Source organism: Pedococcus cremeus, from assembly GCF_900111375.1.
Classification (GTDB): domain Bacteria; phylum Actinomycetota; class Actinomycetes; order Actinomycetales; family Dermatophilaceae; genus Pedococcus_A; species Pedococcus_A cremeus.
In genome coordinates this window covers 90060-105050 of sequence record NZ_FOHB01000002.1, presented here as the reverse complement: position 1 = coordinate 105050, position 14991 = coordinate 90060, and the positions used below count along the sequence as shown (strand labels likewise).

At 72.8% G+C, this 14991-nt stretch carries 13 protein-coding genes; 4 read left to right on the top strand and 9 right to left on the bottom strand.

Features of this window, described 5'->3' with window-relative positions; translation table 11 throughout:
• Positions 1 to 117: 117 nt before the first annotated feature.
• Entirely contained in the window at positions 118 to 2271 is a 2154-nt protein-coding gene (locus tag BMW78_RS04140; RefSeq protein ID WP_091756757.1) for a DNA gyrase/topoisomerase IV subunit B, read from the bottom strand.
• A gap of 458 nt (positions 2272 to 2729) precedes the next feature.
• Here BMW78_RS04140 and BMW78_RS04135 point away from each other — a divergent pair, with 458 nt between their 5' ends.
• The gene (locus tag BMW78_RS04135; RefSeq protein ID WP_091756755.1) at positions 2730 to 2951 is read left to right on the top strand and encodes a DUF7455 domain-containing protein; all 222 of its coding nucleotides are present in this window, start codon (positions 2730 to 2732) and stop codon (positions 2949 to 2951) included.
• 91 nt (positions 2952 to 3042) lie between these two features.
• Entirely contained in the window at positions 3043 to 3522 is a 480-nt protein-coding gene (locus BMW78_RS04130; protein WP_091756753.1) for a DUF456 domain-containing protein, read from the top strand.
• Between the two features lie 49 nt (positions 3523 to 3571).
• Here BMW78_RS04130 and BMW78_RS04125 read toward each other — a convergent pair whose 3' ends face one another.
• The 6 genes from BMW78_RS04125 to BMW78_RS04100 form a co-directional block, all read right to left on the bottom strand.
• Positions 3572 to 4015, bottom strand: coding sequence for a DUF3040 domain-containing protein (locus BMW78_RS04125; protein WP_091756751.1), 444 nt, complete (start codon positions 4013 to 4015; stop codon positions 3572 to 3574).
• A gap of 110 nt (positions 4016 to 4125) precedes the next feature.
• Complete coding sequence (gene dinB / locus BMW78_RS04120; RefSeq protein WP_091756749.1) at positions 4126 to 5385, bottom strand: DNA polymerase IV; 1260 nt, start codon at positions 5383 to 5385, stop codon at positions 4126 to 4128.
• Positions 5386 to 5421: 36 nt separating this feature from the next.
• Complete coding sequence (locus tag BMW78_RS04115) at positions 5422 to 6198, bottom strand: methyltransferase domain-containing protein (protein ID WP_091756747.1); 777 nt, start codon at positions 6196 to 6198, stop codon at positions 5422 to 5424.
• Positions 6199 to 6315: 117 nt separating this feature from the next.
• A complete protein-coding gene (locus BMW78_RS04110; protein ID WP_091756744.1) occupies positions 6316 to 10302 on the bottom strand; it encodes a DNA polymerase III subunit alpha in 3987 nt (1328 codons plus the stop codon).
• Positions 10299 to 10733 (bottom strand): SAV_6107 family HEPN domain-containing protein, encoded by a 435-nt coding sequence (locus BMW78_RS04105; RefSeq protein WP_143056140.1) that lies wholly within the window; start codon positions 10731 to 10733, stop codon positions 10299 to 10301. The genes BMW78_RS04110 and BMW78_RS04105 overlap by 4 nt, the downstream gene beginning before the upstream one ends.
• 18 nt (positions 10734 to 10751) lie before the next feature.
• Positions 10752 to 11234, bottom strand: coding sequence for a DUF6504 family protein (locus tag BMW78_RS04100; RefSeq protein ID WP_091756742.1), 483 nt, complete (start codon positions 11232 to 11234; stop codon positions 10752 to 10754).
• A gap of 322 nt (positions 11235 to 11556) precedes the next feature.
• Here BMW78_RS04100 and BMW78_RS04095 point away from each other — a divergent pair, with 322 nt between their 5' ends.
• Positions 11557 to 12075: a YbaK/EbsC family protein gene (locus tag BMW78_RS04095; protein ID WP_091756739.1), complete on the top strand. Its 519-nt coding sequence runs from the start codon at positions 11557 to 11559 to the stop codon at positions 12073 to 12075.
• Between the two features lie 70 nt (positions 12076 to 12145).
• Positions 12146 to 13141, top strand: a complete 996-nt coding sequence (locus tag BMW78_RS04090) for a DUF3626 domain-containing protein (protein ID WP_245735650.1) — start codon at positions 12146 to 12148, stop codon at positions 13139 to 13141.
• On the opposite strand, the gene BMW78_RS04085 is transcribed toward BMW78_RS04090, so the two are convergent.
• Both BMW78_RS04085 and BMW78_RS04080 read right to left on the bottom strand, forming a co-directional pair.
• Positions 13079 to 13420: a hypothetical protein gene (locus BMW78_RS04085; RefSeq protein ID WP_091756735.1), complete on the bottom strand. Its 342-nt coding sequence runs from the start codon at positions 13418 to 13420 to the stop codon at positions 13079 to 13081. The two genes, BMW78_RS04090 and BMW78_RS04085, sit on opposite strands and share 63 nt — an antisense overlap.
• Positions 13345 to 14730, bottom strand: coding sequence for an HNH endonuclease signature motif containing protein (locus BMW78_RS04080; protein WP_143056139.1), 1386 nt, complete (start codon positions 14728 to 14730; stop codon positions 13345 to 13347). The genes BMW78_RS04085 and BMW78_RS04080 overlap by 76 nt, the downstream gene beginning before the upstream one ends.
• Positions 14731 to 14991 lie beyond the last annotated feature (261 nt).

Sequence of the window (14991 nt, the reverse complement as noted above, 5' to 3'; positions counted from 1 at the left end):
CGGGACAGGGATGTGCTGGCGACCACAGTGGCGCAACCCGACCCCGTCGGCAACGGCAAGGGCCGGTATGCCGCGGGGACCCCGCGGCATACCGGCCCTTGGTGGGGCTGCCGGCGCTCAGGCGTCGATGCGCTCGCGGTCGAGGCCGGCGGCGGACTCGACGATGAAGTCCTTGCGCGGCCCGACGTCGTTGCCCATGAGCAGGTCGAACATGCGCTCGGCCAGCTCGGCGTCCTTGAGGGTGACGCGGCGAAGGGTGCGGTGGCGCGGGTCCATGGTGGTCTCGGCCAGCTGGTCGGCGTCCATCTCACCGAGGCCCTTGTAGCGCTGCAGGGGCTGCTTGATGTTGCGGCCCCGCTTGTTCAGCGACGCGACCGTCTTGCGCATCTCACCCTCGGAGTAGGTGTAGATGAGCTCGTTCTTCTTCGAGCCGGGGTTGACGACCTCGATGCGGTGCAGCGGCGGCACGGCGGCGTAGACGCGGCCGGCCTCGACGAGCGGTCGCATGTAGCGGAAGAACAGGGTCAGCAGCAGCGTGCGGATGTGGGCGCCGTCGACGTCGGCGTCGGTCATGATGATGACCTTGCCGTAGCGGGCGGCGTCGAGGTCGAACGAGCGGCCCGAGCCGGCCCCGATGACCTGGATGATCGCGGCGCACTCGGCGTTCTTGAGCATGTCGGTGACCGAGGCCTTCTGGACGTTAAGGATCTTGCCGCGGATCGGCAGCAGCGCCTGGTAGTCGCTCGAGCGGGCCAGCTTCGCGGTGCCGAGGGCGCTGTCGCCCTCGACGATGAACAGCTCGGACTTCTCGACGTCGGTGCTGCGGCAGTCGGCGAGCTTGGCCGGCAGCGAGGAGCTCTCGAGGGCGTTCTTGCGACGCTGGGTCTCCTTGTGCAGCCGCGCGCTGATGCGCGACTTCATCTCGGCGACGACCTTCTCGAGCAACAGGGCGGCCTGGGCCTTCTCGCCGCGCTTGGTCGAGGTGAGCATCGCGGTGAGCTCCGTCTCGACGACCTTGGCGACGATCGCGCGCACGGCGTTGGTGCCGAGGACCTCCTTGGTCTGGCCCTCGAACTGGGGCTCGGCGAGGCGCACGGTGACCACGGCGGTCAGGCCCGCGAGCACGTCGTCCTTCTCGGGCTTGTCGCCGCCGACCTTGAGGCGGCGGGAGTTGACCTCGAGCTGCTTGCGGAAGACCTTCAACAGGGCCTGCTCGAAGCCGGTGACGTGTGTGCCGCCCTTCGGGGTGGCGATGATGTTGACGAACGAGCTGAGCTTGGCGTCGTAGCCGGTGCCCCACCGCACCGCGATGTCGACGGCGCACTCGCGCTCGACCTCGGTGGGGCTCATGTGCCCCTTGGCGTCGAGGACGGGCACGGTCTCGGTGAAGGTGCCGGTGCCCTGCAACCGCCAGACGTCGGTGACCGCCGGGTCGGTGGCGAGGAACTCGGCGAACTCGCTGATGCCGCCGTCGTGCAGGAAGGTCTCCTCGTGCGGCCCCTCCGCGCCGGGGGTGCCCGGCAGGCGGCGCTCGTCACGGATCACCAGGGTCAGCCCCGGGACGAGGAAGGAGGTCTGGCGCGCCCGGGAGAGGAGCTGGTCGTAGTCGAACCGGGCGTCCCTGAGGAAGATCTGGTGGTCGGCCCAGTAGCGCACCCGGGTGCCGGTGACGCCCCGCTTGGCCTTGCCGACCACGGCGAGCTCGCTGGAGCGCTCGTAGGGGGTGAACTCGTGCTCGGGGTCCTTCTCCCCCGTCGCCACGTCGGGGAAGTAGCCGGGCTCACCGCGGCGGAAGCTCATCGCGTAGGTCTTGCCGGCGCGGTCGACCTCGACGTCGAGGCGTGAGGAGAGCGCGTTGACCACGGAGGCGCCCACGCCGTGGAGGCCACCGGAGGCGGTGTAGGAGCCGCCGCCGAACTTGCCGCCGGCGTGCAGCTTGGTGAAGACGACCTCGACGCCGGTCAGGCCGGTGCGGGGCTCGATGTCGACCGGGATGCCACGGCCGTTGTCGCGGACCTCGACCGATCCGTCCTTGTAGAGGATGACCTCGATGTGGTCGCACTCCCCCGCGAGGGCCTCGTCGACCGCGTTGTCGATGATCTCCCACAGGCAGTGCATGAGCCCGCGGCTGTCGGTCGAACCGATGTACATGCCGGGGCGCTTGCGCACGGCCTCCAGGCCCTCGAGGACCTGCAGGTGGTGGGCGCTGTAGTCGGACGAGGACTTGCTCGTCGCGGCCTTCTTCGCGGTGGTGGCGGTGGCGGTGGCCACAGTGGTCCCTTCTGCTCACGTGCTGCGGCGGCCGCGCACAGGTCGCAGGCCGGTGACGGCAGGTTATCCCGGCGCGCGGACGCCCCCGCGCAGGCACGCGGCATACCTCGGGGGGCGCAGCCCGAAGGGGCCGTTGGGCCCCCCAAGCCGGGACGGTGGACGGCACCGAACACCTCTTGTGCCTGAGGATGATGGTGGTGGGTAGCCACCCATCGCCTGTTCGGACGGCGCGGTTCGGCCGAACGGGCGCGACATGACGCGGACCACATCGCGGCCCAATGCGGAGTGGGAAGGATTGTCCGTGCTTGACTGTTACATCCATCGCCGGGTCGGGAGAGCGCCTTCGAGAAGGAGCAACCCCGCCCGGTCGGCGGACGTCAACAGAAGGACGACGTCAAACAGAAGTACACGGACCGCACCCAGCACCACAGCGGTCCAGACGATGAGAGAAGGCTGACGTGACCACTGCACTGGCACCCTCCCTGACCGCGGCAGACCGCTGCGACCGCTGCGGCGCCCAGGCCTACGTGCGCGCCCGCCTCTACAGCGGTGGTGAGCTGCTGTTCTGCGCCCACCACGCGCGGGAGCACCTCCCCAAGCTGCGCGAGCGCGCCGAGATCCACGACGAAAGCAACCGCCTCCACGAGACCCCGGCCTCGGCTGCCGTCGAAGAGCACTGACGGGCCGCTGACGGACGCTGAGCGGCACCGACCGGTTGTCCGGGCCGGCTGACCGCGCCGCACCGGCCACCACGACACGAGCCCACCACCTGTGACGGAGATCTGGGTCCCCGCGACCCTCATCGTCATCGGGCTGGTGGGCATCGTCGTGCCCGTACTCCCCGGCCTCCTGCTGGTGCTGGGCGGGGTCCTCCTGTGGGCCTGGGAGGTCTCCACCCCCCTGTCGTGGTGGGTGTTCGCGGCCTCCGCGGTCCTGTATGCCGCTGGCGTGTCGCTGCAGTACCTCGTCCCGGGCCGCCGGATGCGGCGGGCCGGCGTGCGCACGTCCACCCTCGCCCTGGCTGTGCTGCTCGGGGTGGTGGGGTTCTTCGTCATCCCGGTCGTCGGCGCCGCGGTGGGCTTCGTCCTCGGGATCTACCTGGTCGAGCACGGCCGGTCGCGGGACGCCCGGACCGCCTGGAACGCGACGAAGACCGCCCTCGGGGCGATCTTCCTCAGTGTCGGCATCGAGCTGCTCGCGGGGCTGGCCATCACGACCACCTGGGTGGTCGGCGTGCTCGCCAGCCGCTGACGTCACCCCACGGTTGACACCGGTTTACCGGTGCACAGCGGCGCGACTGCTACCAGCGGTCGCCGCCGCGGCGGCGGTCCCAGCGGTGCTCCAGCTTCTGCATGAACGACTCGTGACTGCCCGAGCCGCGCGAGCTGCGACCTGCCGGGCCCCGGGCTGCTCGCATGCCGCCTCCGCGGGCCTTGCGGCGCACGCTGCCGTCGGGCTGAACCGAGCCGAGGGCCATCTTGGCCCGTCGCGGGGGCGTGAGGGCGAAGACGACCGCGGCGACCATGACGGCGAAGCCTGCCGCACCGACCCACATCGTCGTGCTGACGCCGACGAGCACGAGCGCGAGACCTGCGAGGACCCCGACTCCGCCGATGATCATCCGGCGGCGGGCCGCAGCCTTGGCGCCGGCGCCCTGCATCTGCGAGGCGAACTTGGGATCCTCGGCATACAGCGCCTGCTCCATCTGCTCAAGCAGCTGCTGTTCGTGCTCTGACAGCGGCACGGTGACCTCCCGGTGTTGCCTGCGATGCCATCGTCTTCAACGCACGAGCGGGCCGAATCGTCCCCTGCGGATGAACCGCCGTCGTCGCCGGTCAGCAGCCTGCGTCAGGTTCAGGATATGTCCCCGGGGGGTCTTGGGAAACCGGTACGCCGATCATCGATCAGGCTGGCCGGGCGCACGCTTCCGGCACCGAACCGGGCGCTCGCCCGGTCGACCGCGCGGTCGGCCTCCCGCCACCCGCGGTCGGGTTCGTCGAGCAGCCCCTGGATGGGCGCGCCGCCCGCGTCGACGAGCTGTTCGACCCGCACCCCGACCAGGCGGATGCGAGCCCGCTGGAGCCCGAGGGCGTCGAAGAGGCCCCGGGCCGTCTCGTAGATGTCGCGGCTGACGTCGGTGGGGTCGCGCAGGGTCTTCGACCGCGTGATGGTGGTGAAGTCGGAGAACCGCACCTTGATCGAGATGGTGCGGCCCATCAGCCCGGCCGCCCTGACCCGTGCCGCGGTGCGGTCGCTCAGCTTGAGCAGCTGGCGGTGGATGTAGGCCGGGTCGTCGACGTCGTGGGCGAAGGTCTCGTCCGAGCCGATGCTCCGCTCCCGCCGCACCGGCTCGACGCCGCGGGGGTCGCGCCCCCAGGCCAGGTCGTGCAGGTGCGCCCCGGCCGCCTCCCCCATGGCCCGCTTGAGGGTGGCCACGGGCGTGTGCGCGATGTCGGCGACGGTCCGCAGGCCGAGCCGCAGCAGGGCCTCCTCGGTGCGGTCGCCGACGCCCCACAGGGCTCCGACCGGCAGCTGCTGGACGAAGCCGACGACCTCGGCCCGCGGCACGACCACCATGCCGTCGGGCTTGGCCAGGCCGGAGGCGAGCTTGGCGACGAACTTGGTGGGCGCCACCCCGACCGAGCAGGTGATGCCCTGCTCGTCGGCGACGGTGTCACGGATGAGCTGGCCGATCGTCGCCGGCGACCCCAGCCGGCGCACCGCACCGGCCACATCGAGGAACGCCTCGTCGAGCGACAGCGGCTCCACGAAGGGCGTGACGGAGGCGAAGGTCGCCATGACCGCGTCGGAGATCCGGCTGTAGAGGCGGTGGTCGGGCGGCAGCACCGTTGCCTGCGGGCAGAGCCGGCGGGCCCGGGCCATCGGCATGGCCGAGGTGACCCCGAACCGGCGCGCCTCGTAGGTGGCCGAGAGCACCACACCGCGGTTGCCTCCCCCGCCGATGATGACCGGCGTGCCGACCAGGTCGGGGTGGCTGAGCAGGGTCGCGGACGCGTAGAAGGCGTCCATGTCGACGTGCAGGACGGTGCAGCCGCTGTCGTCCAGCGGGGTGTCGGAGGTGCGCTCGGGCAGCGCGAACTGGCGCCGGCTCACGCCGCACCTCGCCCGATGGCCGAGCGCGCCACGGGGTCAGTCGCGGCTGGCGAGGATGTGCAGCGACGCACCGAGCTGTCCGAGGAAGCCGAAGTCGGGGTGCCGGCTGGCCTCCTGCTCGAGCTGCAGCAGGGCCAGGCGGTCGGCCTCGGAGTCGACGAGGGCCGACGGGACGAGGTCGCTGAACAGGCGCACGCCGTGGGAGTCGCGCACCGTGAAGCCGGCGGCGGTGACCATGGCGGTGAGGGCGTGGGCGTCGAACCGCCGGGGCAGCGGGTCACCGGCGCCCCAGCGGCCGTCGTCGCTGGTGAGGGCGGCGTGGGCCTGGGTGAACTGGCCGGCCAGCACCCGGGCGAGCACGGCCGCGAGCCGCTGGGCCGCGACGAGGCTGAGGTAGCCGCCCGGGGCCACGACCGACGCGACGGAGCCCAGCGTGGCCGCCGGGTCGTCGACGACCTCGAGGGTGCCGTGGCAGCAGACGAGGTCGACCGGCTCCCCGCGGAGGAGGTCGCCGAGGGTGTCGGCGTCGCCCTGGAGCGCAGTGATCCGCTCGGCGACGCCGGCCTCGGCGCTGCGCCGCGACAGGGACGCGAGGGCGTCCGGGCTGGGGTCGACGACGGTGACGTGGTGGCCGCGCTCGGCCAGCGGGACGGCCAGGCCACCGGTGCCGCCGCCCAGGTCGAGCACGCGCAGCGGCCGGCCGAGGTCGGCCTCCCGGCGGGTGACGAGGTCGAGCACGGAGGACCAGACCGCCGAGGTGCGCAGCGAGGTCTCGACACTGCCCCGGCGCCCGCGTCGGTGCTCCTCGGCCACGGCTGGCTCCTTCGGTCGGTCGGCGGGCGGTGCGTCGGCTGTCGGCAGGACGCCTGTGGGCAGGACGCCTGTCGGTGCGTCGGCCGTCGGCCCGACGGCTGCACGGTCGGCTCCACCCTAGTGCCCCGAGCTGCCCGGGCTGGAGTGCCACAGCTTCCGTGGCGGGCTGAGGTCCTCGGGCACCACGCCCCCGGCGGCGAGACGCCGGCTGCCCTGCACGTCGCCACCGGCCGGCTTGATGTCGGCGTAGGGCGACTGCCGGAACCCCGAGGCGTGCACCAGCACCCGGCGACCACCCCCCTCGTCCTGCGCTGCCAGCTCGTGCTGCTCGTACTGGTGCAGGGCATCGGCCTCGTCGGCGTCGATGGCGGCCAGGACGGCGTCGAGCCCACCGGTGGCCCAGGCCTCCCAGAGCCGGGACAGCTCCCAGGCTCCGGTCGCCCGGATGGAGATGCCCCGCGCCCCGGTGCGGCGCACGACCCCGCGGACCAGCAGCATCCACGAGTGGAACACCACCTCGGCGTAGGGACCCTGGACGTCCTCGAAGAAGGTGGCGTCGACCGGGCCGGTGGAGTCGTCGAGGGTCAGGAAGACCACCCGGCGGCCGGAGCGCACCGGCGGGGTCTGGGTGGCCACCTTGACCCCGGCCACCCACACCGTGGAGCGGCTGCGGGTGGCGAGCAGGTCGCGGCTGCGGGTGGTCCCGAGGGCGCGCAGCATCGGCTCGTAGAAGGAGACGACGTGGCCGCTGGCGTCGAGGCCGAGGATGTCGAGCTCGGCCCGGACCCGCTCAGGCCCGGTCATCTCGGGCAGGCCGGTGCCGGCGGTGAGCTCGGGGCTGTCGCCGAGGTCGAGGGTGAGCTGGGCCGGCTGCTCCGCCGCGGCCGTGACCGGCAGGGCCGCCTGCGACTGCCTCGACGCGAGCCCGCGCACGTCGACGCCGGGGGCCGGGCCACCCTCGTTCGCCGGCGCGCTCTGGGGAGCCGCCCCCGCGGCATACCCGCTGGTCGTCGTCCTTCCCCTGCGCGGGGTGACCCGGCGGCTGGAGCTGGCCACCGAACGCGACCACCGGTCGAGCTCGGAGACGTGCAGCAGCAGGTCGCGGCGGGTCACCCGGCCGCGCCGGCCGAGGCCACCGGTGCCGGCGGTCATGCCGTAGAGGGAGTCGAAGCCGCCGGCGAGCACCAGCCGCTCGGCGACTGGGCGGGAGACGTGGGCGCGGTTCCAGAAGTCGGCGAGGCTGACGTAGGGCTGGCCGGCCACGATGCGCTCCACCTCGGCGTCGCTGATGCCCTTGACGTCGGCGAGCGACAGGCGGATGCCGTAGGCGCGGCCGTCCGGCAGGTCGGGGTGGACGGGTGCGCCGTGAGAGTGGCCGCAGGAGCGGTCGCGGCAGGTGTCGTCATCCAGGAGCCGTGGGGGCGGCTCGTCCCACAGGTCGACCTTCTCGACGTGGTACTCCCCCGTCGAGGCGTTGACGTCGAGGCCGAGGACCGCGATGCCGAGGCTGCGGGCGTCGTCGAGGATCAGCCGCTTGGGGTACATGCCCGGGTCGTGGGTGAGCACTCCGGAGAGGAAGGCCGCCGGGTGGTGGGTCTTCAGCCACGCCGAGTGGTAGGTCGGCAGCGCGAAGGCGGCGGCGTGGGCCTTGCAGAACCCGAACGAGGCGAACGACTTCAGCACCTCCCAGATGCGGTCGACGTCGGCCGGGGCGTAGCCGCGGGCCCTCGCCGCGGGCCGCCACCAGGCCTCGACCTCCTCCTGTCCCTTCGGGGTGCCCATGGCCCGGCGCACCTCGTCGGCCTGGGCGAGGGTGACGCCGGTGGTCTCGGCGACGATCTTGAGGACCTGCTCGTGGAAGACGACGACCCCGGCGGTCTCCTCCAGCGCCGGCACGAGCGTGGGGTGGAGGTACTCCACCGGCTTCCAGCCGTGCCGGGCCTCGAGGAACGGCGTGATCATGTCGGACTTGACCGGGCCGGGCCGGAACAGCGAGATGTCGATGACGAGGTCCTCGAAGCGCTCCGGGCCGAACTTGCCGATGAGCTCGCGCTGGCCGGGGCTCTCGATCTGGAAGCAGCCGAGGGTGTGGGCGGTGCGGACCAGCCGGAAGGTCGCCTCGTCGTCGAGGGGCACCTGCGCCTGGTCGTCGAGGTCGACCTCGACCCCTTCGACCCGGGCCACCTCCTTGACCGCGTGGGCCATCGCCGACTGCATGCGGATGCCGAGGACGTCGAGCTTGAGCAGGCCGAGGGTCTCGACGTCGTCCTTGTCGAACTGGCTCATCGGGAAGCCCAGCCAGCTGGCCTCGACCGGGGTGCGGTCGAGCAGGCCGCTGTTGGACAGCACCACCCCGCACGGGTGCAGCGCGATGTGCCGGGGCAGGCCGTCGAGCCGCTCGACGAGGTCGAAGAGCAGCTTCAGGCGGGGGCTGCCGAGGCCGCGGCTGCGCAGCTCGGGCAGGTCGGCGATGGCGTTGCGGGCGTCCCTGGCCCGGATGTGCGGGAACGCCTTGGCGATCTCGTCGACCTCCTGCGGCGGCAGGCCGAGGGCGGCACCGACGTCGCGCACCGCGTGGCGGACCTTGTAGGTGTCCATCATCGACACGCAGGTGACCCGGTCGCCGCCGAACCGGTCGAGGATGCGCTCGTAGACCTCGGTGCGCCGGGCCGACTCGACGTCGATGTCGATGTCGGGCAGCTCGGCCCGCAGCGGCGAGCAGAACCGCTCCATCAGCAGGTCGTAGCGAATGGGGTCGACCCCGCTGATGCCGAGGAGGTAGTTGACCAGGGACCCCGCCCCTGAGCCCCGGGCCGCCACCCGCACCCCCATCTCCTTGATGAGGTCGACGACGGCGGCGACGGTGAGGAAGTAGGTCGGGTAGCCGAGCTCGGCGACCACCTTCAGCTCCTCGGTCAGGCGGGTCTCGATGTCGTGGCGCTCCCGCTCGCCCACGTCGGGGTAGCGGGTCGACACGGCGGCCCGGCAGCGTTCCTCGAGCACCGACTGGGGGTCGGTGCCCGGCTCGATGCCGATGGCGAACGGCTCGGGCAGGTGGACGGCACCGATGCCGAGGTCACGCCGCGCGTCCTGGACGCACTCCAGCGCCGTGGCCATGGTGCGGGCGAGCAGCGCGTCGGCCCGGGCGGTGTCGCCGGTGACCTCCCGGGCGACGGCGTGCATCGCCGGGCTGCTGGCCAGGTGGGCGGCGTCGGTGACGCGGTCGAGGTGGCGGGTCTCGAGCACGACGAGGCGCCGGGCCGCGTCGAGCACGTCGACCACGGCGCTCTCCCCCGGGTCGACGTGGCGGACCGCCGCCGTCAGCACCGCGGGCACCCCGCACTCGTCGGCCAGGCCCAGCAGCCGGGCGGCGTGCCCGCGGGAGGCGGGGGTGCCCTCCGGACCGCCGTGACACACGACCTCGATGGCCAGCGCGTCGGGTGGCAGGACCCGCTGCCAGGCGGCCAGCAGCGCCCGGGCCCGGTCGGGTCGCCGGGCCAGCAGGGCCCGTCCCACGTCGGAGCTGGGGCCGAGCAGCACCACCAGCGGGCTCGGCTCGTCGCTGCCCGCGCCCACCGCCCAGCGGGCGGCGATGGTGCCCGGCGTCGACACCGGCTGGCCCCGCTCGCCGCGCAGGTGGGTGTCGGTGACCAGGCGGCACAGCGAGGCCCAACCTGCGCCTGCCGGCACCCCGGCCCCGCGGCCGCGGGCGAGCACCGTGACCCGGGGATGGCGAGGGTCGCGGTCGGCTCCCCCGCGCACCGGGGTGCGTGGCCGCTTCGGCTCGCGCCCGTATGCCGCGTCGTCGCTGCGTCGGCCCGAGTCACGGATCGCGCCGCGGGTGGTGGCCCCAGCTCCGCGACGAGGAGGTTGCTGCGGCGGGTCGGGCTCGACGGCGAGGTCCACGCCCAGGACCGGTGCGATGCCGGCGGCCGTGGCGGCCTGGACGAACCGGATCGCCCCGTAGAGGCCGTCGCGGTCGGTCAGCGCGAGGACGGGCTGGTCGTGCTGGGCTGCGCGCTCCACCAGCGCCGCCGGGGTCGCGGTGCCGTAACGCATCGAGAACCCCGAGGCGACGTGCAGGTGGGCGAAGTCACCGTTCACGCCCAGACCGTGGGGACGAGCACGTCGTGGTGCGAGGGCGTGACGGGCAGGCCCAGGCTCCGGCAGACCAGCCCGATGAAGGTCTCGGCCTGCCGGAGCAGGTCGTCGGCCTCCCGGGCGGTGACCGCAGCCCGCCCTGAATGGCCGGGGTGCGCGGTGGCGACCGCGAAGAACTCGGCCCACTCGGTCAGCTCGGGCGCGGCTGCCGGCACCAGGTCCCACAGGCTCTGCGGGCCACTGGCCCTGGCGCCCCGCGACCGGGCGGACACCAGGGCCGCAGCAGCCCGCATCGCCCCCAGGCGTGACTGGCGGTAGCGCTCGGCGACGTCGCGGCTGTGGCAGGCCTCGAGGAGGTCGGCCCGTGCCCGCTCGACGAGCTCGAGCGTCGAGGCTGCCGACGGAACGGCGGTGGAGGTGACGGAGAGGCTCATGGTGGTCGCTGCTTCCCCTCAGTCCGCGACGCGCAGCAGGCGCCACTGGCCGGGTGCCGGGTCGACGCCGAGGTCGTAGACCCCGGTGCCGGCCATCCGCCCAGCGCTGGCCTCGACACGCCACACCTGGCGCTCACGGGCACCGCCGAGGACGTCGAAGGCCGCACCAGTCGTGCCCGTCGTGCCAACCGCACCCGCCGTGCCAACCGCACCCGCCGCATTCCGATCGGGGCAGGCGGCGGCGTCGGAGGCGCCGGCTGCGCCTGAGCCCGTCGCCGCGACGGCTGCCGGGACGGCTGCCGGGACGCGGCGCTCGTCGAGAGCGTCGCGCCACCACGGCCGGCGCTCCTTCCAGTGGTCGAGCACCTGGCGGACGACGTAGAGCCGGCCCCTCCAGAGGAAGGCAGCGGGTGCTCCCGGGCTTCCGGCTGAGGCCCCGTCTGGAGCGGCCTGCTCGCCCGCGGCCCGGACCTCGATGGGCTCTTCGTATCGGCGCACCACGGCAGACTCCTTCCAGGGTTCGATGGGGTGGGCCCTGGCCCTGCGGGGCGGGGTCGAGGCGCCTGTCGCAGGGCCAGAGCCGTACCGGTTTCCGGTGTCGGACCTCAGGTCGACAATGGGGACCTCACGGGACACCACTGCCGTCGAGAGTCCGGACCGGGATCCGGCTTGTTCGAACGTTTGTTCGAATGAAACGACTGTACACCGGGCCTCGGACAGGCCGTCAAGAGGAACGGCACAGGTCGTCCAGGAGGAACGGGCGCAACCGGTCAGCCCGCGCGGGAACCCACCATTGCCCCCTCCTGATCACTACGCTCACGCCATGGCAGAGGGCATTGCAGAGACCCAGGAAGGCCCGCTGGGGCATCCCGCCGTGCAGCGGGTCCTGGCCGCGCTGGCGGTCCATGACGTGCACCCCGAGGTGGTTGCCCTCCCAGACGCCGTCCGCACCGCTCCCGCTGCAGCCGCGGCCCTCGGCATCACCCCCGCGGAGATCGCGAACTCGCTGGTGTTTCGCGCCCACGACCCGGACGGCTCCATCACCCCGCTCCTTGTGCTCACCTCGGGCGCCCACCGTGTCGACGTCGCCAAGGTGGCCGACCTCACGGGTATCGCCACCATCGACCGCGCCGATGCCGAGTTCGTCCGCAACGCCACGGGGTTCGCCATCGGCGGCGTCGCACCCGTCGGGCACACCAGCCCCGTTCGTACTGTCGTCGACGTCTCACTCAGCCGCTACCCCTACGTGTGGGCCGCAGCCGGACACACCCACACGGTCTTCCGCACCACGTACGAGGAGCTGCTGCGCGTCACCGCCGGCCAGGCCATCGAAGTCGCCTGACCACACAGAGATGTCCGGTACACACGAACCGACCGCTTGGGTGACCGCTGCCGTCGCGCACGTGGATGCCGTGAGCACCGGCCAACCGCTGGACCGCTCCTTACGAGTGACGCTGAACTTCCATCCTGACCGAGTCGCCGGAGAGCTGCTGACCCTCGAGGCGATGGTGCGTGACGGGGTCTACCGCTCCCAGTTCGAGACCGGGACCAGCAACGGTGGCCTGACCGCCCATCCCGGCGGTAACCGCTGGCTGTGGGAGGAGCGCCTGTTCGGGGGCGCCTACAACGACGCGCCGGTGTCAGAACGGCCGAAGTACGGCGCCCTGAACCACCGGCGCCGCAGCCTCGGCGGCGCGCCGAGGTTCGGGTCCGCCCACCTGCGCCTTGCGGAGCACACGCTCGGCCGGACCACCTTCTGCTTCCCCGACTCCTTCATGGAACCCACGGACTTCGGCACGGCGCACCGGTTCGACCTGCTTCGCCTCGCGCACGAGTTCGATGCCGCGCAGGGTGACCCAGCGGCCGACGACGGCGACGGCGACCTGCTCGATGACTACATCGAGGCTCACGTCCACGGCACGGTCGACCTCGTCCACGACGTGGAGGCCCTCGTCCTGGACCCTTGCTACCGCGACACCCGCATCGAGGCCATCGCCGAGGAGCTCGGCGTACCCGTCGAGTGGCACGAGGGCCGCGTCCTGACCGTCCACGAGCTCGACCGGCACCATGGCTACCGGGGCCCGGCAGCCGTCGAGCTGGGCCACCAGGTCGCCGAGCAGGGCCGCCTCGACGCCCGGGTCATCGGCGACGCCGCGAGAACAGGGTCGTTCCACCCACAGACGGTCAAGCAGCTCTGGCACCTCGTGGCCCGCTTTGGCCGCCCACTGGACCAGAGCTGGCAGTGCCCGCACCCCGCTTCGCTCCGCGCTCCGGCCAGTCCCACCCAGCCCGCACCGGCACACCCTTCGCGCGAACTCGACCGCTGGCGCTCAGCCCCCTGCCGGTCAGGCGGTGAGCAGGTCCATCAGGTGACGTTCCAGGGCCGACTCGGGCCGCCGCGTCTTTGACCGGTGCTGGTCGAGCTCGGTCCAGTCGATCGGTGGGGGTGGGGTGCCGACGGCCTCGGGGTGGAGGTCGGGGTCGGGTGGGTCGTCGGGGAGTTGGGCCTCGGCGGTGACGAGGTCGGTCAGGGACAGGCCGGGTGGGAGGCCGGGGTACCAGCCGCGGCGCAGCTGGTGCCCGGTTTCGGGGTCGGGGTGCTCGGGGTGGTTCAGGTCGTCGCGCAGGTCGTGCGGGCGGGGGTGGGTGGTGAAGGTGCGGCCGTCGGGGGCGGTCCAGACCTGCAATAGTATCCGTGCGGGTGGGCGGTGACGTGGTCGGTGTCGGTGCGGGCGGCGGGGGTGTGGCAGCCGGGGAACCGGCAGCTCCCGTCCCGGGCCCGCACGCGGCGGCGGGTGGAGCCGCTGGGCCGGTACGCGGTCGGGTCCTGGGTGATCGACCCGTCCGGGTCGAGCCGGGCCAGGCGGAGGATGACGTCGGGGTCGGCCAACAGCTGGGCGATGACGTCGGGGGCCAGGGCTCCGTGGCGCGGGTCGTCGACCTGGCCGGGGATCACCCACGCCACCGTGTCGTGCCTCGCTGCACCATCTGAGGTTGTGCCCTCGGGGATCGTGCCCTCGGGGACCGGGCCGTCGGTGAGGGTGGCGGTGACGGGGTTGAGCTGACCCAGCGCCCCTCGGGTGCGGGTGGCTTGGTCAGGCGTCGGCAGGACCGGGATGAGGAGCTCGACCACGGTCTTGACCTCGGCGTTGCCGAGGACGAGGGCGGTCAGGGCGTCGGCGCGGCGGGAGTCGATGCTGGTGCCGGGGTTGGCCTTCGCATACGAGCCAGCGAGGGCGTCGACCGCGGCCGCCATCTGCTGGCTGACGTCGGTCGGCAGGTGCGCGGTCCAGACGGCCATGCCCGGCTGGTGCCGGTCCGGGCGGATCACCACCCGCCGCTGGTCACGGGCCTGCTTCGCGGCCCGGCACTGGCTGGCCGGGTCGAGGGTGCGGGCGATCCGGGCGGCCCGGCGGGCGAACGCCGAGCGGCTCATCCGCCGCACCTCGTCCGAGACCAGGGTGATCTCGCCGGTGACCTCATCGACGGTGGTCTCCAGCACGAGCGCTTCGAACCGGGCCCACAGGTCGGGGTCGACCGAGCGTGCCGCCTCGGCGACCGCGTCCGCGCGGGGCAGGTCGAGGTCGCCGTCCCACAACGCCTGGTGCGTCGACGCGGTCGTGCACACCAGCCGCCGGTCGGCCTCCAGCCGCCGCTGCACGGTCCGGGTCGAGCAATGCAGCCCCGGCGCGAGCATGGAGGCGACGAACCCGTGCAGCTCCGGCCCCGGGTGCGCCGGCACTCCGCCGCGCCGCTGGTCGTGGGCGCGCCGCTGCAGGTCCTCATCCAGGTGGGCGGCCAGGGTGTCCATCGCCACCGCCCGCCGCGCATCGAGGGCCGACCGGAGCCGGTCGCAGGCCAACACGTACCCCTCGGCGTCCCGGGCCGACAACGCCGCAACGTCCCGTTGCGAGAGGCGCGCCACCGCACCCAGCAGGTCAGGCAGGTCGGCGCACTCCACGGCAGCCGGGCTGAAGACCCCTGCTGTGGCTGACACCGTCCCGCTCATCGGTTCCCCCCGCTTCGAACGTATGTTCGAGTTTATCGCGAAGAGGTCCTGAATGGAAGGGTTTGAGCACCGTTGATCTGCTTGATAGCGAGGTCTGTGCCACTCGTTCGAGAACCTGCATCCGTCGCGGCACGTGAGGCAGTGCCTGCGCCTAGGTTGACCCCGTGGGGACGCGATACAAGGCCACTCTTGCCGCCGGCTTCGCGGTGGTGATGGCGGCGGGGTTGACATCCTTCGCGGCAGTGAGGT